The following is a 21,605-nucleotide window of genomic DNA, read 5'->3' as shown; positions in this document are numbered from 1 at the left end:
TGAATGTGGGGGTAGGGGAGAAGATCGATGGGGCAAGGCGCCCGGCTGGCTCAGTCGGCCAGGCAGTTGTCGACCTTCCAGCCATACAGCCACTCCATCGCGTCGTAAAAACGCTCAGGGCTGCGGCCCTTCCAGAGGTCGTTGCGCACCAGGCGCTCCACGCCCTGGGCGTGAAAGATGCGGCCCATTTCGCGTGCCGACAGCACCACGCGTGCCGTGCGGGCGACGCGCGAGCGCTCGTACAGCGACAGCGCCTGGGGGAAGTCGTGTTGGCAGCGCTTGAGAGCCTCGCCCAACGTCACCGCGTCTTCCAGCGCCATGCAGGCGCCCTGGGCCAAGTACTGCAGGGTGGGGTGGGCGGCATCGCCCAGCAAGGTGGCACGGCCAAACGTCCACTGGCCGATGGGCTCGCGGTCGGCGGTGGCCCAGCGTTTCCAGCTCTTGGGCATGTCGATCAGCTGGTGGGCGCGCGGGCAGCAGTCGCGGTAGTAGCTCTGCACCTCTTCGCGGCTGCCCTCGCGCACGCCCCATTCCTCCTGCTCGCGGCTGTGGAAGGTCACGACCACGTTGTACTGCTCGCCGCCACGCAGCGGGTAGTGCACCAGGTGGTAGTTGGGGCCGACCCAGATGCTGGCGGCGTTCCAGCGCAGGTCTTCGGGGAAGTCGTTCTTTTCCACCACGGCGCGGTACACCACATGGCCCGACACGCGGGCGGCATCGCCGACGTATTGCTGGCGCACGACGGACTTCACGCCATCCGCACCAATCAGGGCCTGGCCCCGGTGCGCCACGCCATGCTGGTCGTACACGGTGACGGTGTCACCGGTTTGCTCCACGCGCTCGATGCGCGTGCCGGTCAGTGTCTCGATGTTGCCGTGCGCTTTGGCCCCTTCCAGCAGCGAGGTGTGGATGTCCGCGCGGTGGATCACGGCGTACGGGTTGCCAAAGCGCTGGCGAAAAGCCTCGCCCGTGGGGATGCGGCCGACCAGGTGTTCGTCCAGCGCGTCATGCATCACCATTTCGTCGGTGTAGACCGCGCGGGCCCGCGCCAGCTCGCCAATGCCCAGGGCGTCGAACGCGGCAAAAGCGTTGGGGCCCAGCTGGATGCCCGCGCCGATCTCGCCGAGCTGCGGAGCCTGCTCCAGCACCTTGACCGCATAGCCCTGGCGTGCCAGGGCCAGCGCTGCTGCCACGCCACCGATGCCGCCGCCAGCGACCAGGACGGGCGCCGTGGGAGTGTTCAAAACTGTCATTGCCGCTGTCTCCATCCGTTGTGCCACTGACGTGGATCAATAAGCCGTATACATATCGAAAGTACACTGATGATTAGTGTAGGGCCTAAAATGACCCGCATCAAGATCGGTAGAAACCCTAGATTCATGTCCGTAGAGATCGACAACCTCCCTGGTTTCCATATCCGCCGCCTGCAGCAGATTGCGGTGGCCGTGTTTCTGGAGGAGACGCAGGCCACGGGCATCACCCCTGTGCAATACGCTGCGCTGTATGCCGTGGGGCGCGAGCCGGGCATCGACCAGCGCACGCTGGCGCGCACCATTGGTTTTGATACCTCCACCATTGGCAGCGTGATCGACCGGCTGGAGTCGCGCGGGCTGATGCAGCGCAATGCCCACCCCGAAGACCGCCGCGTGCGTCTGCTGACCCTCACGCCCGAAGGCCAGCGTGTGCTGGAAGAGGTGGAGCCCGGCATGCTGCGCGCGCAGGAGCGCATGCTCGAACCCCTCGCGCCCGAACAGCGCGCGGTGTTCATGGACATGCTGCGCACGCTGGTGCGGGGCAACAACGCGCTCAGCCGTGCGCCCAGCGAGCCGCTGGACGGACGCGCTGCACGGCGGGCCCGGTGACGCCATGGACTGGGACAACCTGCGCTACTTTCTGGAACTGGCCCGCGCTGGCACGTTGGTGGGTGCCGCGCGCCGCCTGGCCGTGGACCACACCACGGTGGCGCGCCGCCTGCAGGCGCTCGAAAAGCAGGTGGGCTCCGCCCTGTTTGCACGCGAGGCCGGCGGCCACCGGCTGACCGAGGCCGGGCGCGCGCTGCTGCCCCAGGTCGAGGCCATGGAGGCCGCCTTTCTGGCGGTGGAAAACGCCACACCCGGCGTGCGCCAGGGCCTGCATGGCCTGGTGCGCATCGGTACCACCGAGGGCTTCGGTAACCTGATCCTGGCGCCCCAGCTGGCCCGGTTTGCGCTGGACCACCCCGGCCTGGTGGTGGACCTGCTGGCGCTGCCGCGTTTGGTACACCTGTCGCGCCGCGAGGCGGACATCGTCATCTCGCTGGAACGCCCGGCGCGCGGTGCGGTGGTGGTCGTGAAGCTCACCGACTACGTGCTGCAACTGTATGGAGCGCGCAGCTACCTGCAGCGCCATGCCCCCATCCACACGCCAGACGATCTGCGGGGCCACACCTTCATCAGCTACGTGGACGATCTGCTGTTCAGCAAGGAACTGCAGATTCTGGACGAGCTGCACCGCCCCGCGCACTTCGCGCTGCGCAGCACCAGCATCCTCGCCCAGTACGAAGCCGCCCGCGTGGGGGCGGGGCTGGCAGTGCTGCCCGCCTTTGTGGCGGCGCAAGACCCGTCGCTGGTGCCCGTATTGCCAGGGGTGGCACGCTTTCAGCGCACCTTCTGGATGTCCATGCCGGGCGACAACAAACATGTGGCCCGCATGCAGGCTACCTGGGCGTTTTTGCGCGAAGCGGTGGCGGCGCAGCAAGGGTTGCTATTGCCGCCTGGGGATGGACAGTGAATTGCTTTTGCTACTGTATTAATAGCTGTTTGCGCTTTTGAGGTAAGCGCTAGAGGCCATTTTGGCTTGATATCGGAGGGCAAAGGATGGAAGTGAAGAATCAATCAGGATCTGAGTCTTGAACCCCATGCCACATCCCAGCCCGCTTCGCGTGCGCCAACGCGCAGCGGCGCTGATCCAGAGCGAGGGCCGCGTGCTGCTGCACCGGGTGGTGGGCGACGCTTTCTGGGCGTTGCCCGGCGGTGGCATCGATGCGGGGGAGACGGCGGCACAAGCCCTGGTCCGAGAACTGCAGGAAGAACTGGGCCAGCCCGTGGAGCCCGGCCCGCTGGCCTGTGTGGTGGAAAACTTCTTCACGTACGCTGGCACCGCGTACCACGAGATCGGGCTGTATTTGCACGCTATTCCGCTGCCCGGAAGCCTGTTGTTGTCGCGCCCGGGGCCCTATGCGGGCGTCGAGGGCTCGCGCGCGCTGGAGTTCGCGTGGTTCGGGCCGGACGAGCTGGAGGGCATTGATGTGCGGCCTGCATTTCTGGCGGCGCACCTGCGGCACTGGCTGGTGCACGGAAGGGCTGAGGTCGTGCACATCGTTCACCGTGACCCGGGCTTTTGAAACCGACCCGTTGCGGCGGTGGTAGCCAAGTGCTGCGCTGCACCACGTTGGACGCTGTGCGGCGTTTTGATAGGGTCAGCGCTTGGCACTTTTTAGTGGGAAATCCTGTGACTCCTTCAGAACTGCAAACCTACCTGCACCAACACATCCCCCTGTCCCAGGCCATGCAGGTCACCGTGGTGGAGGCATCGCTGCAGCAAGTGGTGCTGACTGCGCCCCTGGCGCCCAACATCAACCACCGCGAAACGGTATTTGGGGGCAGTGCCTCGGCTGTGGCCATTCTGGCGGCGTGGTCGATGCTGCACCTGGGGCTCACCGCTGAGGAGCTGGGCAGCCGGCTGGTGATTCAGCGCAACACCATGGACTACCTCATGCCCATTGACGGCAGCTTCACGGCTGTAGCCCTGGCGCCATCGCGGCCGGCCTGGGAGTCGTTTACCCGCATGATCCGCCGCAAGGGGCTGGGCCGGATCACACAGGCCGCAGCGCTGCACTACCAGGGGCAGGTGGCGGGGGCGCTCGCTGGCGAGTTTGTGGCCTTTGGCCCAGGCTATGCGTGAAGCGTGAGCGGTGGGGCGCTCTTGCTCTTGCATGAGGGGCCAAACTCGCCCCTTTAGCCCCCGCTGATCCCGCCATTGCCTGGGCGGCAGGCGCGTAACCTTGTAGCCCTGGGCGATGCGGCGGACTCCGGATGGATGGGGTCGCCAAGGCGGTCGCCACACAGGAGTTCATGGCGATGTCCCCTCTCATTTCCGGCCTCGCATCGGTGGCGTCGATGATTTTCAATGCGGCCTCCAGCGGCGCGGGCAAGGCGTCTGCGCGGCGTGGGGGGGAGGCGGCGGCGCCCGAGCCCTCGGCCGTGGTCACGCTCAGCCCCGAGGCGCAGACGCTGGCGGGTATGGCAGGGCAGGGCGTGCTGGCCACTCAAGGTGCGTCTGCGGGCACGGTGAACGCCGTGGGTCGTTCATCGGGCCAGACCACCGCGGCACTGCCCGGTGGCCGTGCAGCAGGTGCCGTGTCCAAGGACGATTTCCAGGCGCTGCTGACGCGGTTTGGCGCTACCGAAGACCAGAAGCAGCAGATCACCGCAGGCTTTGACGCCGACAAGGACGGCATCATCACCCACGATGAATTCCTCAAGGGACTGGCGCGCACTAAGGGCCAGCAGGCAACTACCGACCCCTTTGCGCAGGCCGTGCTGCAGGTGATGGACCGTGCAGGCAACGCCGATGGCACTGTGGGCAAGGACGAGTTCGCTGCGCTGTCGTCAGCGTTTGGCCTGGCCGAGCGGCGCACGCACACGGCTTGACCACCCCGTACTTGACCACCCTTTGAGGACCCTCTGCACTGGAGGGTTTCGGCACGCTCAGGTTGCTTTGGGCAGCGGCAGCAACACCCAGAAGCTGCTGCCCTTGCCCGGCTCGCTCTCCACACCCAGGCTGCCGCCCATGCCCTCGACCAGGCGTTTGCACAGCGCCAACCCCAGCCCGGCGCCCTCGAAGCTGCGGGTGGTCGATCCGTCCACCTGCTCGAACAGGGTGAAGATGCGATGCTGGTCGCCCGCCGCAATCCCGATGCCCTCGTCGGTGACGCGCAGACGCCATACGGTGGAGTCCGGCGTGTCTTGCTCGGTGTGCAAGGCCAGGCGAATAGCGCCTGAGGGGCTGAACTTCACGGCGTTGTCCAGCAGGCTGACCAGCACTTGCTGAATGCGCTCGGCATCGCCCACATGGCGGGCCGTGCTGCCCTCGCCGTCGATGGTCATGAACATTTGCAGCCCCTTTTGGCGCGCCTGCGGCTCCAGCAGCTGCAAGGCATCGGCCGCCAGCTCCGGCAGCGACAGGGGCGCGAACTGAAACGCCACCTGGCGTGTTTCCAGCGCGGCCAGGTCGATCAGGTCGTTGAGCATGCGCGTGAGGCCCGTGGCCGCGTCCATCACGTTGTTCAGGATGGGCTTGAGGCGTTCGTCCTGCGTGCGGTTGCGCACCAGCTCGGTCATGCCCAGGATCAGGGTCATGGGCGTGCGCAACTCGTGCCCGATGTTCGCCAGAAAGACCCGCTTGGTGTTGAGCGCGGCCTCGGCCGCCTCTTTGGCGACCGACAACGCCGCCGTTCGCTCCTTGACCCGGGCCTCCAAGTGCTCGCGCTCGGCCTGCAGTGCCTGCTCCAGCTCCCGCCGGGCGGTCACGTCGCGGCCAATGCTGTGGTAACCGGCGGGCTGGCCCGAAGCGTCGCGGTACAGGCGGCTCGACATCTCGAACCAGCGCACGCTGCCATTGGCACAGCGCATGGGCAGCGTCAGCAGTTGCTGCCGCTCGCGCACAGCCTGTCTCAGTGCTTCGGCACCCTCGGGCGTCAGGGCTTTGAAGATGGACTTTCCGATGACGTCGCGGGCGGGCACGCCGCGCGCCCGTTCGTCGGCGGGGCTTACGTACGCCACCGTCATGTCGGGGTTGATCCGCCAGATGACTTCTGCGGCGCCTTCGGTCAGCAAGGTGTACTGCTGGTCCCGCTCGGAAAGGTGCTGGTACAGGCGCAGCGCCTCACTGACGAACAGGTAAAAACACAGGCTGCTCAGCGACAGGGCTAGCGTGAAGATGATGAGCGCGTGCAGCGAATACGGCGCGCTTTGCATGCCGTTGCTGCCCAGCACGATGGCCAAGGTCGCGGCGGTGTAGCCCACACCCGCCGCGCGCCCCAGCAGCAGGTAGGCCGCACCCACCCCGATCAGGAACCACACGGCGCGCAGCTCGTGCCCCAGGGGCTGCCACAGGGCATAGGTAAAAAGTGCCATCCCGATCAGGGTCTGGATGAGTGCCACTGGAACATAGACCTGGGGCCAGCGGCGCAGGGCCCACCACAGCGCTGCCATGAACGCGGTGCCAGTTCCCAGGGTGAGGCTCCACGACCCGGGGGTGGCGACCAGCCCGGCCGCACCCGCTGCCAGCAACAGCAGCTCAAAAGCCACATTGGCCAGCAGGATGCCCCGCAGCAGGCGGATTTGAAACTGCCGCATGTTGCCAATGGCGAAGGGGGAAAAGGGCATGGTGGGGGGGGGTACGGCGATTCTTTGAATTTATCGTTTATATCAAATAAATGATTGAAATGCCAATATTATCAATTTGATTGTATTTTTTTTGCAAATTGATCATTTAGACGTTTCTGGCCGAGGCCGGGTATCCGCCCTACCGCGCGCCCTTGCGAAGCGCCCAAAACAAAGGGCCCTCGAAAGGGCCCTTTGTGCATTTGAAAACTTCCCCTGGGCAGACGCTGTGTGGTCTGCACCGGGAGTTCAACTACCGGTCATATCCGTCCCATCAGCAGCAGGATCACCAGGATCAGCACCACCAGGCCAATCCCGCCGCTGGGCCCGTAGCCCCACGAGCGGCTGTGGCCCCAAGTGGGCAGCGCGCCGACCAGGATGAGGATCAGAACGATCAGGAGAATCAGCGAGAGTGACATGGCAGTTCCTTGTTGGAGTGGTTTGCGGTGAGTGCATTGTTGGGTGCACCCCGCGAACTGCCCGCAGGTGCCGCGCCCGCCGCGCGGTCAGGGATTTCCGACACCGGCTGTGGGAGGCGCGGACTGCAGCGGGGCGGGGCCCCGCTAGCTCACTGCGCTGCCATGTCAAAAATGATAGCTGCCAGCGCATGATCCACTAGCGCTTACGGCCGTTTTGACCTGAATTGTCCGCCGCGATGCCCTGCCATGCGGCGGACGGACTCAGTGGGCGCCCGCAGCGTCTGCCGCGCCCGTGCCGCCGGTGCGTGCCGGGCGTTTGGTCAGCCAGATCAGCCCGATGAGGAGCAGGAACAAGCCCGCCGAGCCCAGGAAGATGTCGTTGGCCGCGCGGGTGAAGGCCTGCTGGTCGATCAGCCGGTTGATCTGCGCCAGTGCCTGCATCTGCGTGAGGCCCGAGGCCATCAAGCCATCCAGCGTCTGCGCGAACACGCCCTGGCCTTGCACCAGCCCCTCAGTCAGGTGGGCGTGGTGCATGGCGGCGCGGCTTTCCCACAGTGTGGTGGCAATCGACGTGCCCATGGCACCGGCGGTGATGCGCACGAAGTTCGACAACCCCGCCGCCGCCGGGATGCGGTCTGGCGACACGCCAGCCAGCGTCAGCGTGGTCAGCGGAATGAAGAAGAACGCCATGGCCGCACCCTGCAGCAGAGTGGGGATCAAGATGTGGATGAAGTCCGTCTGCACCGTGAACTGCGAACGCATCCACAGCACCGTGCTGAACACGATGAACGCGCCGGTGGCCATGCGGCGCGGGTCCCACTGGCCGACCTTGCGGCCCACCAGCGGTGTGAGCAGGATGGCAAATACACCCACCGGCGCCAGCGCCATGCCGGCCGAGGTGGCGGTGTAGCCCATCCACTGCTGCAGCCACAGCGGCAGCAGCACCACGTTGCCGAAGAAGAGGGCATAGGCCACCGACAGCGCCAGCGCACCAAACGTGAAGTTGCGGCCCTTGAAGAGTTTCAGGTCCACCACCGGGTGCTTTTCGGTCAGCTCCCACACCAGGAACACGGCAAACGCCACCACGGCCACCACACACAGGGTGATGATCTCGCCCGAGGCAAACCAGTCCAGCTCCTTGCCCTTGTCGAGCATGAGCTGCAGCGCGCCCACCCACAGCACCAGCAGGCTCAGGCCCACGGTGTCAATCGGCAGCTTGCGGATGGGGGTTTCGCGCTTGCGGTAGATGCCCCAGGTCAGCGCCCCGGCCAGCAGGCCCACGGGTACGTTGATGTAGAAGATCCACGGCCACGAGATGTTGTCGGTGATCCAGCCGCCCAGCAGCGGCCCCACCACGGGCGCGACCAGCGTGGTCACGCCCCACAGCGCCAGCGCCGTGCCTGCCAAGGCGCGCGGGTAGCTGGCCAGCAGCAGCGTTTGCGATAGCGGAATCATCGGCCCGGCCACCAGGCCTTGCAGCACGCGGAAGAAGACCAGCATCTCCAGCGACGACGCAAAGCCGCACAGCCAGGAGGTCAGCACGAAAAGCAGAACGCTCATGGTGAACAGGCGCACTGCGCCAAAGCGCTGCGTGAGCCAGCCAGTGAGCGGCACCGAGATCGCGTTGGCCACGCCAAAGCTGGTGATGACCCAGGTGCCCTGGCCGGGGCTCACGCCCAGGTCACCGGCAATGGCGGGGATGGAGACGTTGGCGATGGACGAGTCCAGCACGTTCATGAACGTGGCCAGCGACAGCGACAGCGTGCCCAGCAGCAGGGCGGTGCCCTGCAGCGGCGGATAGGCAGCGGGCGGGCCGGGTGGCGCCGCAGGGGGCGACACTGCAGCAGGCGCCGCCGGAGCGGGGGCCTGGCCTGCGGCGTCAGCAGTGGGGTTGGCGGCAGTCATGCTCGGTCAACCCCGCTCACTGCACCACGGGGGCTTGCACTGCAGGTTGCACGGGGGCTGACGCATGCTTTTGCGCCTGCACTGCGGGCTGGCTGCTCACTTTGGGCGATGCCACTGCCACGGCGGACTTGCCACTGCGGCCCAGGTTGGCGGCGATGATGTGCGCCACCTCATCGTCGGCGGCCTTGAACTGCTCGTCAAACACGGCGGTGGCGGCCACGGGGGTGGTTCGCTGGGTGTCGGCCAGGGTCTTGCCGCTCTGGTCGGCAGTGTCCACCTTCACTTCCATCGACAGGCCCACGCGCAGCGGGTGCTCGGCCACTTCCTTGGGGTCCAGCGCAATGCGCACCGGCACGCGCTGCACCACCTTGATCCAGTTGCCGGTGGCGTTCTGCGCGGGCAGCAGCGCAAAGGCGGCGCCGGTGCCTGCGCCCAGGCCGGTCACGGTGCCGTGGTAAACCACCTTGGTGCCGTATACGTCGGCTTCCAGCTCGGCGGTCTGGCCGATGCGCAAGGTCTTGAGCTGGCTCTCCTTGAAGTTCGCGTCCACCCACAGGTCGTTCAGGGGCACCAGCGTCATCAGCGGGGCGCCCGCCTGCACGCGCTGGCCCACCTGCACGCCGCGCTTGGCCACGTGGCCGTCCAGCGGGGCCACCAGTTGCGCGCGCTGCACGGCCAGGTAGGCCTCGCGCACGCGGGCCGAAGCGCGCTGCACGTTGGGGTGTTGTTCGATGGAGGTGCCTTCGGTCTGCGTCTGGCTGGCGGCCAGTTGTTCTTGTGCGGCCAGCACAGCCGACTGGGCGGCGGCCACGGTGCTCTTGGCAGCGGCCAGCTGGGCAGTGGCGTGCTGGAACTCTTCCTTGCCCACGGCGCCGCTGGCCATCAGCGGGGCGCGGCGGTTCACGTCGTCCTGCATGCGGGCGGCGTCGGCCTGGGCGCGGGCCAGGTCGGCGCTGCGCAGGCTGACCTGCGCCTTCAGTGTGGAGTTGTTGGCGTACAGGGTGCGCACTTCGCGCACGGTCTGCGCCAGCTGGGCCTCGGCCTGTTCCAGCGCCACGCGGGCGTCAGCGGGGTCCAGCTTGACCAGCAACTGGCCGGCCTTCACAAAGTCGGTGTCGTCCGCGCCGATGGACACCACGGTGCCGCCGATTTGCGGCGTGATCTGCACCACGTTGCCCGCCACGTAGGCGTTGTCGGTGGTCTCCACGTGGCGGCCGTTGGCCCAGTGCCAGCCGCCCCAGCCAATGGCCACCAGCGCGACGGCGGCGGCAATCAGGGTGAGGCCGCGGCGGCGGGCGGTGTTGGACTCGTTGGCGGTGAGGGGTTCGCTGTTGGCGGTCATGGCAATGGTCTTTCTGGAATGTGTTGTTATGTGTTTTTGAAGAGGGCGGTGTGGCGTTCTGGGCCGGTCAGTGCGCGGCGGCGGTGTGCAGCACGGCCGTGTCGTCGGTCCAGCCGCCACCCAGCGCCTTCATCAGCACCAGGCGGGTGTCGAGCTGGCGTGCGCGCAGGTCCACGGCCAGGCGGCGCTGGGCCAGCACCTGGCTTTCGGTGGACAGCACCACCAGGTAGTTGCCCAGGCCTGCGCGATAGCGCTCCTGCGCAAAGCGGTAGGCCTTTTCAGCGCTGGCCACAGCCTCGTCCTGCAAGGCCTGCTGGCGGGTGAGCGACTGGATGGAGGCCACGGCGTCGCCGGCTTCTTTCACCGCATCGAGCACGGCGCCGTTGTACTGGGCGATGGCGGCATCCAGCTCGGCCGCGCGGCCGCCCAGCTGGGCGCGCAGGCGGCCCCCGTCAAAGATCGGCAGGCGCAACGCGGGCGTCACGCCCATCTGGCGTGAGCTGCCGTTGAACAGCCGGTCCAGCCCCAGCGAGTTCAGGCCGATGAACGCGCCGATGTTGATGTTGGGATAGAACTCGCTGCGCGCACTGTTCACGCCTTGCGTTGCCGCCTCCACGCGCCAGCGGGCGGCCACCACATCAGGGCGGCGGCCCAGCAGGTCTGCGCCCAGCACTTCGGGCACAGCGGTGGGTTGCAGCGCGGCAAGGCGGGGCGTGAGCTGGGGCAGGGCATCGGGCGCCTGGCCGGTCAGCACGGCCAGCTGGCGGCGGCCCAGGGTGATCTGTTCGTCCAGCGCTTCGATTTGTGTGCGGGCGTCGGGCACGGCGGCCTGGGCCTGGGTCAGTTCGACCTGGCTGTCCAGGCCTGCGGCGGTGCGTTCTTGCGTGAGCTTGCGCTGTTCTTCGCGTTGCTCCAGCGCACGTTGGGCCACGTCGCGCTGGGCCACCAGCCGGGCCAGGGCCACATAGCTGCGGCCCACCTGGGCAGCCAGCGTGTTGGCAGCGGCCGCAGCATCGGCCTGGGCGGCGCGGGCCTGGCCCAGGGCGGCCTGCAGCTCGGCGGCGTGCTGGCCGAAGAAGTCGGGCGACCAGCTCAGTGTGGCTTGCACGGTGCCGCTGTTGTAGGTGTTGCCGGCGATGGGGGCGGGCACCAGCCCGTTGGCGGTGTAGCGCTGGCGGGTGGCGTCCACGCCCAGCGTGGCTTGCGGGCCGTTGGCGGCCTCACGCACCTGGCTCAGGGCCACGGCTTGTTCCAGGCGGGCGCGGCTCACAGCCAGGCTGGGGTTGCCTTGCAGGGCGGTGTCGATCAGGGTGTTGAGCTGCTCGTCACCCAGGGCTTTCCACCACTGGCTGGTGGCCACAACGTCGGTGGTGGCGGCGGTCAGACCAGCGGCGGCCGGGGTGGTTTGCGCCAGCGGTGTGTGGGCGGGGCCTGGGTTGGCGCAGCCCACCAGCAGCAGTGCGGCGGCCAGGGCAACGGCCGACACCGCCAGGTGGGCGGCGAGGGCGGAGCGGGTGGACAGGGGAGTTGGGGCAGTGGCGGTCACGGAAATCTCCAGGGGCAGGGCAACAGGGCGGGATCAACCGGCTGCGGGTTCGGTGGGTGAGGGGGTCTGCTGGCGCAGCGCTTCGCCGTTGGCCAGCATGCGGCGCAGCATGGACAGCAGAAGCTGCCACTCGTCATGGCTGAAGTCGCTGAGGTGGCCGTTGAGCACGTCGGCCAGCACGGGGGGCACCAGGGCTGCAATGCGCTGGCCTTCGGCCGTGAGCTTGAGCTGCACGACGCGGCGGTCCACGGTGGAACGCTCCCGCACCACCAGACCCTTGGCTTCCATGCGGTCAAGCGACCGGGTCATGGAGGCCGGGTCGGTCTCCAGGTCCCGCGCCAGGGTGGCCACGGTGGCGGTCTCGCACAGCGACAACTTGAACAGCGGCAGCCACTGGGCGTAGGTCAGGTCGTGCAACGACAGCTGGGCATCGGCCTGCGTGCGGATGGACGACATCACCTTGCGCATCAGGTAGCCGACGCTGTTTTCGGGCACCAGCTTGCTGGGGTCGTAGTGCTCGGCGTTGTAGAACGCGGGGGCTTGGCTGGGTTTGGGGGGAGCTGACATGGGTGAGGAATTTAATTGACTAGACAATTATTGTCTTTGCATTGATTAAATTCCTGACACTGAAAAGGGGCCTTTGGGCTGGGGCGGGGCCCACGGACGGGGTGTAACGGATGGCGGTTTGCGGTGCCGGAAATGGCGCGTGAGATTGATGCGCGCCCCTGCGATCAAGCTCACTCAAAGTCAATATGCTACGTATTTGATAGCTGCTAAGGCATGTTCGGCTAGCGCATCAGCTCGAAAACCTTGATTGTTGGTACGCAGGCTGCCGCCGATATAGTGGGGCGCCCTGTTGCCTTACCTTTCCGTACCTTGCCCACCGGGACACCGTCATGACCGCTGCTGCTGATTCCTCTACCTCCCCGCCCACCGCCTCGGACGTTTCCCCACCCCTGCGTTTTGCCGTGATGGGCGCGGGTGCCGTGGGCTGCTACTTTGGCGCGTTGCTTGCCCGGGCGGGCCATGCCGTCACGCTCATCGGGCGGCCCGCCCATGTGCTGGCGGTGCGTGACCACGGCCTGCGGCTGCAGACGGCGGCGATGGACGTGCAGGTGCCTCTGGCGGCCAGCACCGAGGCCAGCGCTGTGCACGGCGCGGACGTGGTGCTGTTCTGCGTGAAGTCGTCCGACTCGGAAGATGCAGCGCAGCAGATTCGCCCCCACTTGGCGCCCGGGGCGCTGGTGTTGACCTTGCAGAACGGCGTGGACAACGACGAGCGCGTGCGCGCGGTGCTGGACGCCAGCACCCCCGTGGCCGCTGCCGTGGTGTATGTCGCCACCGCCATGGGCGGCCCAGGGCATGTGGTGCACCATGGCCGGGGCGAGCTGGTGATTGCACCTTCGCCACGCAGCGACGAGGTGGCCCGCCAGCTCACGGCAGCGGGCATCCCTACCCAGGTGTCAGACAACGTGCGCGGTGCACTCTGGGCCAAGCTGGTGCTCAATAGCGCCTACAACGCGCTGTCGGCCCTGTCGCAGCAGCCCTACGGCCCGCTGGTGCAGGTGCCCGGCGTGACGCAGGTGATTGCCGACATCGTGGCTGAATGCCTGGCCGTGGCGGCTGCTGACGGTGTGACGATTCCGGGCGATGTGCAGGCGGCGGTGCGTGGCATTGCCAGCACCATGCCCAGCCAGTATTCGTCCACCGCGCAGGACCTGGCGCGGGGCAAGCCCACCGAGATTGACCACCTGAACGGGTATGTGGTCAAGCGCGGCGCGGCACTGGGCGTGCCAACACCGCTGAACCACGCGCTGCAGGTGCTGGTCAAGTTGGCCGAGATGAAGCGCGCTGCAGGCTGATTTTCGGACGCGGTCAGGCCAGCGCCGCTTCTTCCAGCAACCGCTCACGCACGGCCTGCGCGGCCTGCACCATGTGGCGCAGGGCGGCTTCCGTCTCGGGCCAGCCCCGGGTCTTGAGGCCGCAGTCGGGGTTCACCCACAGGTGCTCCACGGGCACGACCTCGGCGGCTTTCTCTAGCAGCGCGGCCATCTCCTGCACGCCGGGCACGCGGGGCGAGTGGATGTCGTACACGCCGGGGCCGATCTCGTTGGGGTAGCGGAAATCTCCGAACCCCTGTAGCAGCTCCATGTCCGACCGGCTTGTCTCAATCGTGATCACATCGGCATCCATGGCCGCGATGGCGGGCAGGATGTCGTTGAACTCGCTGTAGCACATGTGGGTGTGGATCTGCGTATCGTTGCGCACGCCGCTGGCACTGATGCGGAAGGCGCGGGTGGCGCGGTCCAGATAGCTCTTCCACCCGGCGCGGCGCAGCGGCAGCCCTTCGCGGATGGCGGGTTCGTCGATCTGGATGATGGCGATGCCTGCGGCTTCCAGGTCACACACCTCGTCGCGGATGGCCCAGGCGATCTGGTCGGCCGTGGTGGCGCGGGGCTGGTCGTCGCGCACAAAGCTCCATTGCAGGATGGTGATGGGGCCGGTGAGCATGCCCTTCATGGGCTTGGTGGTCAGGCTCTGCGCGTATTGCGTCCAGGCCACCGTCATGGGCGCGGGGCGGGCCACGTCGCCGTAGATGATGGGCGGCTTCACGCAGCGCGAGCCATAGCTTTGCACCCAGCCGTTGGCGGTGAAGGCAAAGCCGTCGAGCTGCTCGCCGAAGTATTCGACCATGTCGTTGCGCTCGGCCTCGCCGTGCACCAGCACATCAATGCCCAGGGCTTCCTGCTTGCGCACGGCCAGGGCGATTTCCGCTTGCATCTTCTGCTGGTAGTGGGCCGCATCCAGTGCCCCGCGCTTGAAGGCGGCACGGGCTGCGCGGATCTCCGCCGTCTGTGGGAACGAGCCGATGGTGGTGGTGGGCAGCAGCGGCAGCTTGAGCCGCGCACGCTGGGCCTTTTGCCGGGCGGGGAAGGCGCTGGCGCGCTGGTCGGCGCCCGGCGCGGCGGCAGCAATGCGGGCCGCCACGGTGGCGCGGTGCACACGCGGGCTGGCGCGGCGCGCGGCCAGGGCGGTGCGGGCGGCGTGCAGTTCGTCGTCCACGGCCGCCTCGCCTTGCGACAAGGCGGTGGACAGCACGCGCAGTTCGTCCAGCTTTTCCACCGCAAACGCCAGCCAGGACTTCACCTCGGCATCGAGTTGCGTTTCGGCCTGCAGACTGAACGGCACATGCAGCAGCGAGCACGACGGCGCCAGCCACAGCTCGCCCTGGTGCTTGTCGGCCACAGGGCGCAGCTTTTGCAGCGCCGCATCCAGGTCGGTGCGCCAGATGTTGCGGCCGTCCACGATGCCCACCGACAGCACCTTGTGCGAGGGCAGCCAGTCAGCCACGCCCACCAGCTCGTCGGGTGCGCGCACGGCATCCACATGCAACCCGGCCACGGGCAGCTGGCAGGCCAGGCGCAGGTTTTCGGCCAGGGGCGAGAAGTACGTGGCCAGCAGCAGCTTGGGCGCGCTGCGGGCCAGTTGCCAGTAGCTGGGCTCAAACGCATGGCGCCACGCATCGGGCAGGTCCAGGCCCAGGATGGGCTCGTCGATCTGCACCCATTCCACGCCCTGGGCCTTCAGGCGTGCCAGCACGGCTTCGTACACGGGTAACAGTGACTCCAGCAGGCTGAAGCGGTCAAAACCGGCCGCCTTGGATTTGCCCAGCCACAAAAAGCTCAGCGGCCCCAGCACCACGGCCTTGACGCGGTGGCCCAGCGCCTGGGCCTCGGCCACTTCGGCAAACAAGCGCTCGCTGGCTAGGTGGAACTGGGTGTGGGTGCTGAACTCGGGCACGAGGTAGTGGTAGTTGGTGTCAAACCACTTGGTCATCTCCAGCGCGGGCTGGCCGGTGGTGGGGTGTTTTGCCTGGCAACCGGCGCTGCAGCCTTGGTGGTTGTCTGAGGCGTGGGCCGACACGCCCCGCGCCATTGCAAAGTAGCGCGCCAGCTCGGGCGCTTGGGCGTCAAAGCCAAAACGCGCAGGCTCGCAGCCCAGCAGCTGGATGTGGTTGGCCACATGGTCGTACAGCGCAAAGTCGCCCACCGTGGCATAGCCCAGGCCCGCATCGGCCTGCGCCTGCCAGTGTTGCTGGCGCAACTGGGCGGCGGTGGACTGCAGCTCGGCCTCGGTGCTGTCGCCCCGCCAGAAGGATTCGAGCGCGAATTTCAGCGCGCGTTGCGACCCCATGCGCGGAAAGCCCAGGGTGTGCGTGAGCACGGGGCGGCGGGTGGCGGCGGTTACGGCAACTGCGGCGAGCGACATGGTGATTTCCTCCTTCTGAATAGAGCAATGCAATGAAGGCACCAATGGTCGCGCGGGCTCGTTTATTATTCAAACGAAAGTTTTAGTCGATCAACTTGAAAATTAATAATGAACCAGTCGATCCTGGAAGTGCGCCACCTGCGCACGCTGGTCGCCCTGCGCGACAGCGGCAGCCTGGTGCGGGCCGCGCACTTGCTCAACCTCACCCAATCCGCGCTGTCGCACCAGATCAAGCTGCTGGAAGACCGCTACGGCCAGCCGCTGTTTGAGCGCAAATCGGTGCCGCCGCAGTTCACCGCTGTGGGCGAACGCCTGCTGGCGCTGGCCGACGCCGTGCTGCCGCAGGTGGAAGGGACCGAGCGCGACATCGCGCGCCTGGTGCTGGGGCAGGGCGGGCAGATGCGCATTGCGGTGGAATGCCACACCTGCTTTGACTGGCTGATGCCCGCCATGGACGCGTTTCGCACCCGCTGGCCTGAGGTGGAGCTGGACATCGTGAGCGGCTTCCATGCCGACCCGGTGGGCCTGCTGCACCAGGGCCGGGCCGATGTGGCCATCGTGTCAGAGGTGGATGCTGACGAGGCGGGCGTGGACTACCACGCGCTGTTTGGCTTCGAGATCCGCGCGCTGCTGGCCAACACGCACCCGCTGGCGGCCAAACCACACCTGGTGGCGCAGGACTTCGCCGACCAGACCATCATCACCTACCCCGTGCCCGACGAAATGCTGGACCTTATCCGCCAGGTGCTGGAGCCCGCCGGTGTACGCCCCCCGCGCCGCACCACCGAGCTGACAGTGGCCATGCTGCAGCTGGTGGCCAGCGGGCGCGGCGTGGCGGCGCTGCCGCTGTGGGCGGTGCAGAGTTACCTGGACCGGGGGTATGTGACGGCGCGGCCCATCGCGGCAGGGCTTGGTGACAAAGGTCTGCGCGGCGAGCTGCACGCCGCCTGCCTGCCCAGCCTGTCGGCCAAGCCGTACCTGCAGGACTTTGTGCAGGTGACGCGGGAGACGAGTTTTGTGACGCTCAAGGGCGTAGAACTTTTGTAGCCTAGTCCCGTGCGTACTTGTCGCCCACCTCTTCGCGCAGCGGGTGGGTGTCGTAGACGATGTTCATGTCGCGGATGCGGGTGCTGCCCGCGTCGAACGTGAACACATCCACGCAGGTGAAGGTTACCTCGCGGCCATCGTTCAAGGTCCAGTCGTAGCGGAAGTAGGCCGCCACGCGCACCGACCCGTTCTGGCTCGGTTGTGCAGAGGCAAACAAATCCAGCACCGTGATCACGCTGCCGCTGGAGGCCTGGGCGAGCTTTTGGAAGAAGTCGCTCGCACGCATGGTGCCCAGAAAGGGCGAATGCACCACGCCATCGTCTTCAAAGCAGGCGATCAGCCCCTCGGTATGGCTGGCGTGCAGGTGGGCGAGGTAGGTGCGGACGGTGTTGATGGGGGTAGGGCTCATATGCGGCGTTGCAAAGGTCGTGGAGTGGAGTGCGTAGCTTCGCCAAGTCCGCGCCGTGCGACAAGAGACAATGGAGGCTTATACATAAAAGGTGTTTATGTATCTGCGCTATCTGCAATACCTCCATGCGATCGTCGAAAAAGGCTCGTTTGCCTTGGCGGCAAATGCCTGCGGCGTGTCGCAGCCCGCGATCAGCCATGGCATGAAAGCACTGCAAGCCCACTTTGCACAGCCCTTGCTGGTGCGTGAAGGGCGCCGCTATGTGGCCACCGACCTCGCCCGTGCCGTGGCCGCGCAGGCACTGCCGCTGGCACAGGGGGTGGAGGCGCTGCCCCGCGCTTCGGTGGCTGCGTCAGACCGGCATCGGCTGCGAGTGGGGCTCACGTCTTCAGCAGCGCTGGTCTGCGGCCCGCTGCTGTATGCCAGCTGGTGTTTGCCCAACGCCCGGCGCTCCCTGGAGATGGCGACGGCCGATGAGGGCAGCCTGCTGGAAGGCCTGCTGCAGCGGCGCTTTGATGCGGTCATCGCCCCCAAGCCGCGCAAGTTTGCGCACCCCGACGTGGTGGAGCGGCCCCTGTACGAGCTGCATCCCCAGGTCTATGCGCGCAAAGGCCACCCTCTGGCCCGGGCCCAGTCGCTGGTGCAACTGCAGGGTGCTGCGTGGGCCTGTGTGGGGTCCAGCGTCAGCGGGCCGGTGGATGTGTTGACGGAAGCGCACCGCGTGCGCCGCATGCCCGCCCCCAAGATGTCCGTGCGCTGCCCCGACTTTGCCAGCCTGCTGCACCTGGTGGCGCAGTCCGACCTGCTGGCTGTTGTGCCGCACCCCGCGCTGCTGGGCGGCGCGTCTGCGCTCGTGGCTCCGCTGCGGCTGGCGGAATCGCTGCCGCTGTATGGCATGTGGCTGTTTGAACCCAGGGGCCGCAAGTCACGGCTGGGCCCCGAGGTGTTTGCGCCAGTGGGCTGAGGCTGACACTGCAAGCGCTGACTGGAATATTGCAAGAAAGCGGTGTGTTTGAAATCAGTGTTGCAAGACTCCATAATGACCTTCCTCATCCCTTCACCGAGCCTTTGCACCATGCACCACTCGCTGCGCCGTCCGCAATCAGTCCCTTCTTTTGTCCGCCCATTGATAGCCTCGCTGGCGCTGGCGTTTGCCGCCGCAGTGGCCCAGGCTGCGCCCGTGGCCGAAGTCCATGCGCTGGCCCAGAAGGAGCAGCAACCCCTGCTCGACACCCTGCGTGACCTGGTGCACATCGAGTCAGGCAGCAAGGACATCGAGGGCCTGAACCAGATCGCGGAGCGCATTGCTGGCCAGCTCAAGCAACTGGGCGGCACGGTGGACGTGCTCCAGACCAGCGATATCTATCGCCTGGACGACACCCCGGAGAAGGTGGGCCCCGCTGTACAGGCCGTGTTCAAAGGCACGGGCAGCAAGAGGATCATGCTCATCGCGCACATGGACACCGTGTACCTGAAGGGCATGCTCAAAGGCCAGCCGTTTCGCATCGATGGCGACAAGGCCTATGGCCTGGGCATCTCGGACGACAAGCAGGGCATCGCGCTCATCATCCACACCGTGGCCCTGCTGCAAAAGCTCAATTTCAAGGACTACGGCACGCTCACCGTGCTGATCAATGGCGACGAGGAAATCAGCTCGCCCGGCTGGCGCAGCACCATCACCCGCGTGGCGGCTGAGCAGGACGTAGTGCTCTCCTTCGAAGGTGGCGGCACCGACGGCACGCTGCGTCTGGCCACCAGCGGCATTGGGGCGGCCTACCTCACGGTGCAGGGAAAAGCGTCGCACGCCGGGGCCAAACCCGAAGACGGCGTGAATGCACTCTACGAACTGTCGCACCAGCTGCTGCAGATGAAGGACTTGTCCAAGACCGACGAAGGCCTCAAGCTGAACTGGACGGTGTCGAAGGCGGGCACCAACCGCAACGTGATCCCGGCCGAGGCCACCGCCCAGGCCGATGCGCGTGCGCTTCGTGTGGCGGACTTTGACGGGCTGGAGAAGAGCCTGCAAGAGAAGGTCAAGAGCAAACTGCTGCCTGCCTCCAAGGTGGATGTGAAGTTTGAAGTGCGCCGCCCGCCTCTGGAGGCGAGCGACGCATCCCGCCGCGTGGCGGGCTACGGCAAGGTGATTTATCAGGAGCTGGGCATGTCGCTCAACGTGGTGGAGAAAGCCACGGGCGGCGGCACCGATGCAGCGTTTGCCGCGCTCAAGACCAAGGGCGCAGTGGTGGAAGGCATGGGCCTGTCGGGCTACGGCGCGCACTCCAACGATGCGGAGTACGTGCAGATCAACACCATCGTGCCGCGCCTGTACCTGGCCACGCGCATGATCATGGACATCTCGCGCGACCGTGTGAAGTGACACGTTGAGCTGCCCCTTGCCCTCTCTGTGAGGGCAGCGCTACCCAGAGCGCAGGGCCGGCTCAGGCGCCCTGCGTGCCTGGCACCGGCGTCCGCACGGCGCCGGTTGCAAAGAAGGATTCCAGGTTCTCCAGCACCAGGTCGGCCATGGCGCGCCGTGTTTCATGCGTGGCGCTGGCGGTGTGCGGTGTCAGCACTACGTTGTCCAGCGCCATCAGCGCGGCGGGCACGGTGGGTTCGTTGTCAAACACGTCCAGGCCGGCACCAGCAATGCGGCGCTCGGCCAGCGCGTCGGTCAGTGCCGCCTCGTCCACCACACTGCCCCGCGCCACATTGACGAGAAAGCCATTGGGCCCCAGGGCCTCCAGCACATTGCGGTTGACGAGGTGGCGCGTTGCAGCGCCGCCTGCCACGGTGAGCACGAGGTAGTCGGCCCACTGCGCCAGCGCGGTCACCGACTCGAAGTAAAGAAGTGCGCAACCCTGCGCCAGACGGCGGTTGTGGTACCCCACATCCATGCGAAAGCCGCTCGCGCGCTCGGCCACGGCCTGGCCGATGCGGCCCATGCCCACGATGCCCAGGCGCTTGCCCGACACGCGGGTGCCCAGCGCATACCGGGTCTTCGGCCATTCACCACGGCGCACAAAACGGTCGCTGGCGGCCACGTGGCGTGACACATCCAGCATCAGCGCAAACGCCATGTCGGCCACGCAGTCGTTGAGCACGCCGGGCGTGTAGCCCACCTGTACGCCACGCGCCTTGGCGGCATCGATGTCCAGTGCGTCAAAGCCCACGCCAAAGCTGCTGATGACCTGAAGGTTGGGCAGGGCTGCGATGACTTCGCCCTTCAGGCCAATGGCCGCAGTGGTTACCACCCCGGTGAACTCCGCACCGCGCGCCGCCAAATAGGCCGCTGGATCGGGCTGGTCTGCCAGGCAGGTGACGACGTAGCGGGCCGCCAGTTCGGCCTCCAGTGCGGGAAGGGGCAGGCGGCCGATTTGCAGGATGCGGTGGCGGGGGGCTGTGGTCATGGTTCCGGGGGCAGCAGTGCCAAAAATGGGAAGGGCGGCACACGGCCGCCCCAATGCGTTTACATCAAGTCGCGACGCGCACAGCCTGGCGGGCCAGCAGTTTCCACTCGCCGCCTTGCTGTTGCCACACGCCCAGGATCTTGATCTGCACCTTGCCGGGCTTGCCCGAGTCGTTGGTGTCGGCCGTGAGGGTGTGGCGCACGATAGCGGTGTTGCCCACTGCCTTGATGGTCTGGTCGGTGATGGCAATGGTCACGAAGTCGGACTTGCCGGCGATCAGGTCGCCGATGAAGCTGTCCTTGGTGTCCACACGGCCGCCCGAATGGCCGTAACTCAGGTCGTCGGCGACGAGGGCCGTCAGCGCCGCAGGCGTGGGGTCGATCATGGCGACACGCAGCTTTTCTGCGGCGGCTGCCACCGCTTGCTCGGCCGATGCCGAGGAGCCGGTGGCTGCAGCGCCGGTGGCGCAACCTGCGAGCGCGGCAAGGGTGACGGCGGCGGCTGCGGCCAGAATGATTTTCTTGAACATCTTGTCTGTCTCCGTTGTTGTGTTGATGGTTTGGAAATGGGCGTGCCAGGACTGCCCCCGGACCTGTGCACGGCCGGGCCCGGGGTGTTGGTTTTCACTGGGAAAAAAAGAGGGTCTGGAGAACCAGGCCCTGAGCAGGCCTTGAACCCGCTGGTTCTTACTGCGGCCCGAGTTTGTCAATCAGCGCCTTGAGCTCTTCCATCTCGTGGGGCTTGAGGTCCGTCAGCGGCGCCCGCACCGGCCCACCGTCATGGCCCACGATGCGTGCCCCCGCCTTGATGATCGACACCCCATAGCCCTCCACCCG

General features: G+C 66.7%; 20 protein-coding genes and 1 pseudogene. 9 read left to right on the top strand and 12 right to left on the bottom strand.

The genetic code is table 11. The annotated features are described in order from the left end of the window. Positions 1-50: 50 nt before the first annotated feature. Positions 51-1,253 (bottom strand): 3-hydroxybenzoate 6-monooxygenase, encoded by a 1,203-nt coding sequence (locus ACT531_RS21115; RefSeq protein ID WP_015014223.1) that lies wholly within the window; start codon positions 1,251-1,253, stop codon positions 51-53. 126 nt (positions 1,254-1,379) lie between these two features. Between ACT531_RS21115 and ACT531_RS21110 the strand changes: the two genes are divergently transcribed. The 5 genes from ACT531_RS21110 to ACT531_RS21090 all read left to right on the top strand — a co-directional run bounded on the left by ACT531_RS21110 (position 1,380) and on the right by ACT531_RS21090 (position 4,691). Further along, complete coding sequence (locus tag ACT531_RS21110; protein ID WP_110958762.1) at positions 1,380-1,862, top strand: MarR family winged helix-turn-helix transcriptional regulator; 483 nt, start codon at positions 1,380-1,382, stop codon at positions 1,860-1,862. Positions 1,863-1,866: 4 nt separating this feature from the next. Then, positions 1,867-2,769, top strand: a complete 903-nt coding sequence (locus ACT531_RS21105; protein WP_476018714.1) for a LysR family transcriptional regulator — start codon at positions 1,867-1,869, stop codon at positions 2,767-2,769. A gap of 127 nt (positions 2,770-2,896) precedes the next feature. After that, positions 2,897-3,382 (top strand): NUDIX hydrolase, encoded by a 486-nt coding sequence (locus ACT531_RS21100; RefSeq protein WP_422849510.1) that lies wholly within the window; start codon positions 2,897-2,899, stop codon positions 3,380-3,382. 107 nt (positions 3,383-3,489) lie between these two features. Beyond that, positions 3,490-3,942, top strand: a complete 453-nt coding sequence (locus ACT531_RS21095; RefSeq protein ID WP_476018695.1) for a YiiD C-terminal domain-containing protein — start codon at positions 3,490-3,492, stop codon at positions 3,940-3,942. Positions 3,943-4,118: 176 nt separating this feature from the next. After that, positions 4,119-4,691, top strand: a complete 573-nt coding sequence (locus ACT531_RS21090; RefSeq protein WP_476018694.1) for an EF-hand domain-containing protein — start codon at positions 4,119-4,121, stop codon at positions 4,689-4,691. Positions 4,692-4,748: 57 nt separating this feature from the next. Here ACT531_RS21090 and ACT531_RS21085 read toward each other — a convergent pair whose 3' ends face one another. The 6 genes from ACT531_RS21085 to ACT531_RS21060 all read right to left on the bottom strand — a co-directional run bounded on the left by ACT531_RS21085 (position 4,749) and on the right by ACT531_RS21060 (position 12,204). Next, positions 4,749-6,428, bottom strand: coding sequence for a sensor histidine kinase (locus ACT531_RS21085; protein ID WP_476018693.1), 1,680 nt, complete (start codon positions 6,426-6,428; stop codon positions 4,749-4,751). A 257-nt stretch (positions 6,429-6,685) separates the two neighbouring features. Further along, on the bottom strand, positions 6,686-6,844 hold the full coding sequence (locus ACT531_RS21080) for a DUF3309 family protein (protein WP_007856361.1): 159 nt from the start codon (positions 6,842-6,844) through the stop codon (positions 6,686-6,688). A gap of 261 nt (positions 6,845-7,105) precedes the next feature. Then, positions 7,106-8,749, bottom strand: a complete 1,644-nt coding sequence (locus ACT531_RS21075) for a DHA2 family efflux MFS transporter permease subunit (RefSeq protein ID WP_476018692.1) — start codon at positions 8,747-8,749, stop codon at positions 7,106-7,108. Between the two features lie 16 nt (positions 8,750-8,765). Then, positions 8,766-10,091 (bottom strand): EmrA/EmrK family multidrug efflux transporter periplasmic adaptor subunit, encoded by a 1,326-nt coding sequence (locus ACT531_RS21070; protein WP_476018691.1) that lies wholly within the window; start codon positions 10,089-10,091, stop codon positions 8,766-8,768. Positions 10,092-10,158: 67 nt separating this feature from the next. Further along, positions 10,159-11,637: an efflux transporter outer membrane subunit gene (locus ACT531_RS21065; protein ID WP_015014213.1), complete on the bottom strand. Its 1,479-nt coding sequence runs from the start codon at positions 11,635-11,637 to the stop codon at positions 10,159-10,161. A gap of 33 nt (positions 11,638-11,670) precedes the next feature. Beyond that, on the bottom strand, positions 11,671-12,204 hold the full coding sequence (locus ACT531_RS21060; RefSeq protein ID WP_015014212.1) for a MarR family winged helix-turn-helix transcriptional regulator: 534 nt from the start codon (positions 12,202-12,204) through the stop codon (positions 11,671-11,673). Between the two features lie 329 nt (positions 12,205-12,533). Here ACT531_RS21060 and ACT531_RS21055 point away from each other — a divergent pair, with 329 nt between their 5' ends. Further along, positions 12,534-13,499, top strand: coding sequence for a ketopantoate reductase family protein (locus ACT531_RS21055; protein ID WP_476018690.1), 966 nt, complete (start codon positions 12,534-12,536; stop codon positions 13,497-13,499). A 13-nt stretch (positions 13,500-13,512) separates the two neighbouring features. Here ACT531_RS21055 and metE read toward each other — a convergent pair whose 3' ends face one another. Continuing rightward, positions 13,513-15,906: a 5-methyltetrahydropteroyltriglutamate--homocysteine S-methyltransferase gene (metE, locus tag ACT531_RS21050; protein WP_476018689.1), complete on the bottom strand. Its 2,394-nt coding sequence runs from the start codon at positions 15,904-15,906 to the stop codon at positions 13,513-13,515. A 108-nt stretch (positions 15,907-16,014) separates the two neighbouring features. Here metE and ACT531_RS21045 point away from each other — a divergent pair, with 108 nt between their 5' ends. Further along, on the top strand, positions 16,015-16,953 hold the full coding sequence (locus ACT531_RS21045) for a LysR family transcriptional regulator (RefSeq protein ID WP_476018688.1): 939 nt from the start codon (positions 16,015-16,017) through the stop codon (positions 16,951-16,953). A gap of 1 nt (position 16,954) precedes the next feature. On the opposite strand, the gene ACT531_RS21040 is transcribed toward ACT531_RS21045, so the two are convergent. Further along, positions 16,955-17,362 carry a nuclear transport factor 2 family protein gene (locus ACT531_RS21040; RefSeq protein WP_015014208.1) on the bottom strand — a complete coding sequence of 136 codons (408 nt, stop codon included), beginning with the start codon at positions 17,360-17,362 and terminating at the stop codon, positions 16,955-16,957. A 97-nt stretch (positions 17,363-17,459) separates the two neighbouring features. Between ACT531_RS21040 and ACT531_RS21035 the strand changes: the two genes are divergently transcribed. Both ACT531_RS21035 and ACT531_RS21030 read left to right on the top strand, forming a co-directional pair. Then, entirely contained in the window at positions 17,460-18,326 is an 867-nt protein-coding gene (locus tag ACT531_RS21035) for a LysR family transcriptional regulator (RefSeq protein WP_476018687.1), read from the top strand. A gap of 111 nt (positions 18,327-18,437) precedes the next feature. Then, positions 18,438-19,739 carry a M20/M25/M40 family metallo-hydrolase gene (locus tag ACT531_RS21030; protein WP_476018686.1) on the top strand — a complete coding sequence of 434 codons (1,302 nt, stop codon included), beginning with the start codon at positions 18,438-18,440 and terminating at the stop codon, positions 19,737-19,739. A gap of 61 nt (positions 19,740-19,800) precedes the next feature. Here ACT531_RS21030 and ACT531_RS21025 read toward each other — a convergent pair whose 3' ends face one another. From ACT531_RS21025 to ACT531_RS21015, 3 genes and pseudogenes are all read right to left on the bottom strand, one after another. Beyond that, a complete protein-coding gene (locus tag ACT531_RS21025; RefSeq protein ID WP_476018685.1) occupies positions 19,801-20,769 on the bottom strand; it encodes a 2-hydroxyacid dehydrogenase in 969 nt (322 codons plus the stop codon). 64 nt (positions 20,770-20,833) lie between these two features. Next, on the bottom strand, positions 20,834-21,298 hold the full coding sequence (locus ACT531_RS21020) for a nuclear transport factor 2 family protein (protein WP_476018684.1): 465 nt from the start codon (positions 21,296-21,298) through the stop codon (positions 20,834-20,836). Positions 21,299-21,455: 157 nt separating this feature from the next. Beyond that, positions 21,456-21,605 (bottom strand): annotated as a pseudogene (locus tag ACT531_RS21015) (5-dehydro-4-deoxyglucarate dehydratase); the annotation flags it as partial.

It is taken from the genome of Acidovorax sp. DMC1 (genome assembly GCF_056314325.1).
The sequence above is the reverse complement of the archived record's forward strand: the minus strand, read 5'-3'. Positions and strand labels throughout refer to the sequence as shown.

Excerpts from the sequence above, each read along its gene's own strand:
- ACT531_RS21115 (WP_015014223.1), bottom strand. The coding sequence starts at position 1,253 with ATGACAGTTTTGAACACTCCCACGGCGCCCGTCCTGGTCGCTGGCGGC.
- ACT531_RS21110 (WP_110958762.1), top strand. The coding sequence starts at position 1,380 with ATGTCCGTAGAGATCGACAACCTCCCTGGTTTCCATATCCGCCGCCTG.
- ACT531_RS21105 (WP_476018714.1), top strand. The coding sequence starts at position 1,867 with ATGGACTGGGACAACCTGCGCTACTTTCTGGAACTGGCCCGCGCTGGC.
- ACT531_RS21100 (WP_422849510.1), top strand. The coding sequence starts at position 2,897 with ATGCCACATCCCAGCCCGCTTCGCGTGCGCCAACGCGCAGCGGCGCTG.
- ACT531_RS21090 (WP_476018694.1), top strand. The coding sequence starts at position 4,119 with ATGTCCCCTCTCATTTCCGGCCTCGCATCGGTGGCGTCGATGATTTTC.
- ACT531_RS21085 (WP_476018693.1), bottom strand. The coding sequence starts at position 6,428 with ATGCCCTTTTCCCCCTTCGCCATTGGCAACATGCGGCAGTTTCAAATC.
- ACT531_RS21080 (WP_007856361.1), bottom strand. The coding sequence starts at position 6,844 with ATGTCACTCTCGCTGATTCTCCTGATCGTTCTGATCCTCATCCTGGTC.
- ACT531_RS21075 (WP_476018692.1), bottom strand. The coding sequence starts at position 8,749 with ATGACTGCCGCCAACCCCACTGCTGACGCCGCAGGCCAGGCCCCCGCT.
- ACT531_RS21070 (WP_476018691.1), bottom strand. The coding sequence starts at position 10,091 with ATGACCGCCAACAGCGAACCCCTCACCGCCAACGAGTCCAACACCGCC.
- ACT531_RS21060 (WP_015014212.1), bottom strand. The coding sequence starts at position 12,204 with ATGTCAGCTCCCCCCAAACCCAGCCAAGCCCCCGCGTTCTACAACGCC.
- ACT531_RS21055 (WP_476018690.1), top strand. The coding sequence starts at position 12,534 with ATGACCGCTGCTGCTGATTCCTCTACCTCCCCGCCCACCGCCTCGGAC.
- metE (WP_476018689.1), bottom strand. The coding sequence starts at position 15,906 with ATGTCGCTCGCCGCAGTTGCCGTAACCGCCGCCACCCGCCGCCCCGTG.
- ACT531_RS21045 (WP_476018688.1), top strand. The coding sequence starts at position 16,015 with ATGAACCAGTCGATCCTGGAAGTGCGCCACCTGCGCACGCTGGTCGCC.
- ACT531_RS21040 (WP_015014208.1), bottom strand. The coding sequence starts at position 17,362 with ATGAGCCCTACCCCCATCAACACCGTCCGCACCTACCTCGCCCACCTG.
- ACT531_RS21035 (WP_476018687.1), top strand. The coding sequence starts at position 17,460 with ATGTATCTGCGCTATCTGCAATACCTCCATGCGATCGTCGAAAAAGGC.
- ACT531_RS21030 (WP_476018686.1), top strand. The coding sequence starts at position 18,438 with ATGCACCACTCGCTGCGCCGTCCGCAATCAGTCCCTTCTTTTGTCCGC.
- ACT531_RS21025 (WP_476018685.1), bottom strand. The coding sequence starts at position 20,769 with ATGACCACAGCCCCCCGCCACCGCATCCTGCAAATCGGCCGCCTGCCC.
- ACT531_RS21020 (WP_476018684.1), bottom strand. The coding sequence starts at position 21,298 with ATGTTCAAGAAAATCATTCTGGCCGCAGCCGCCGCCGTCACCCTTGCC.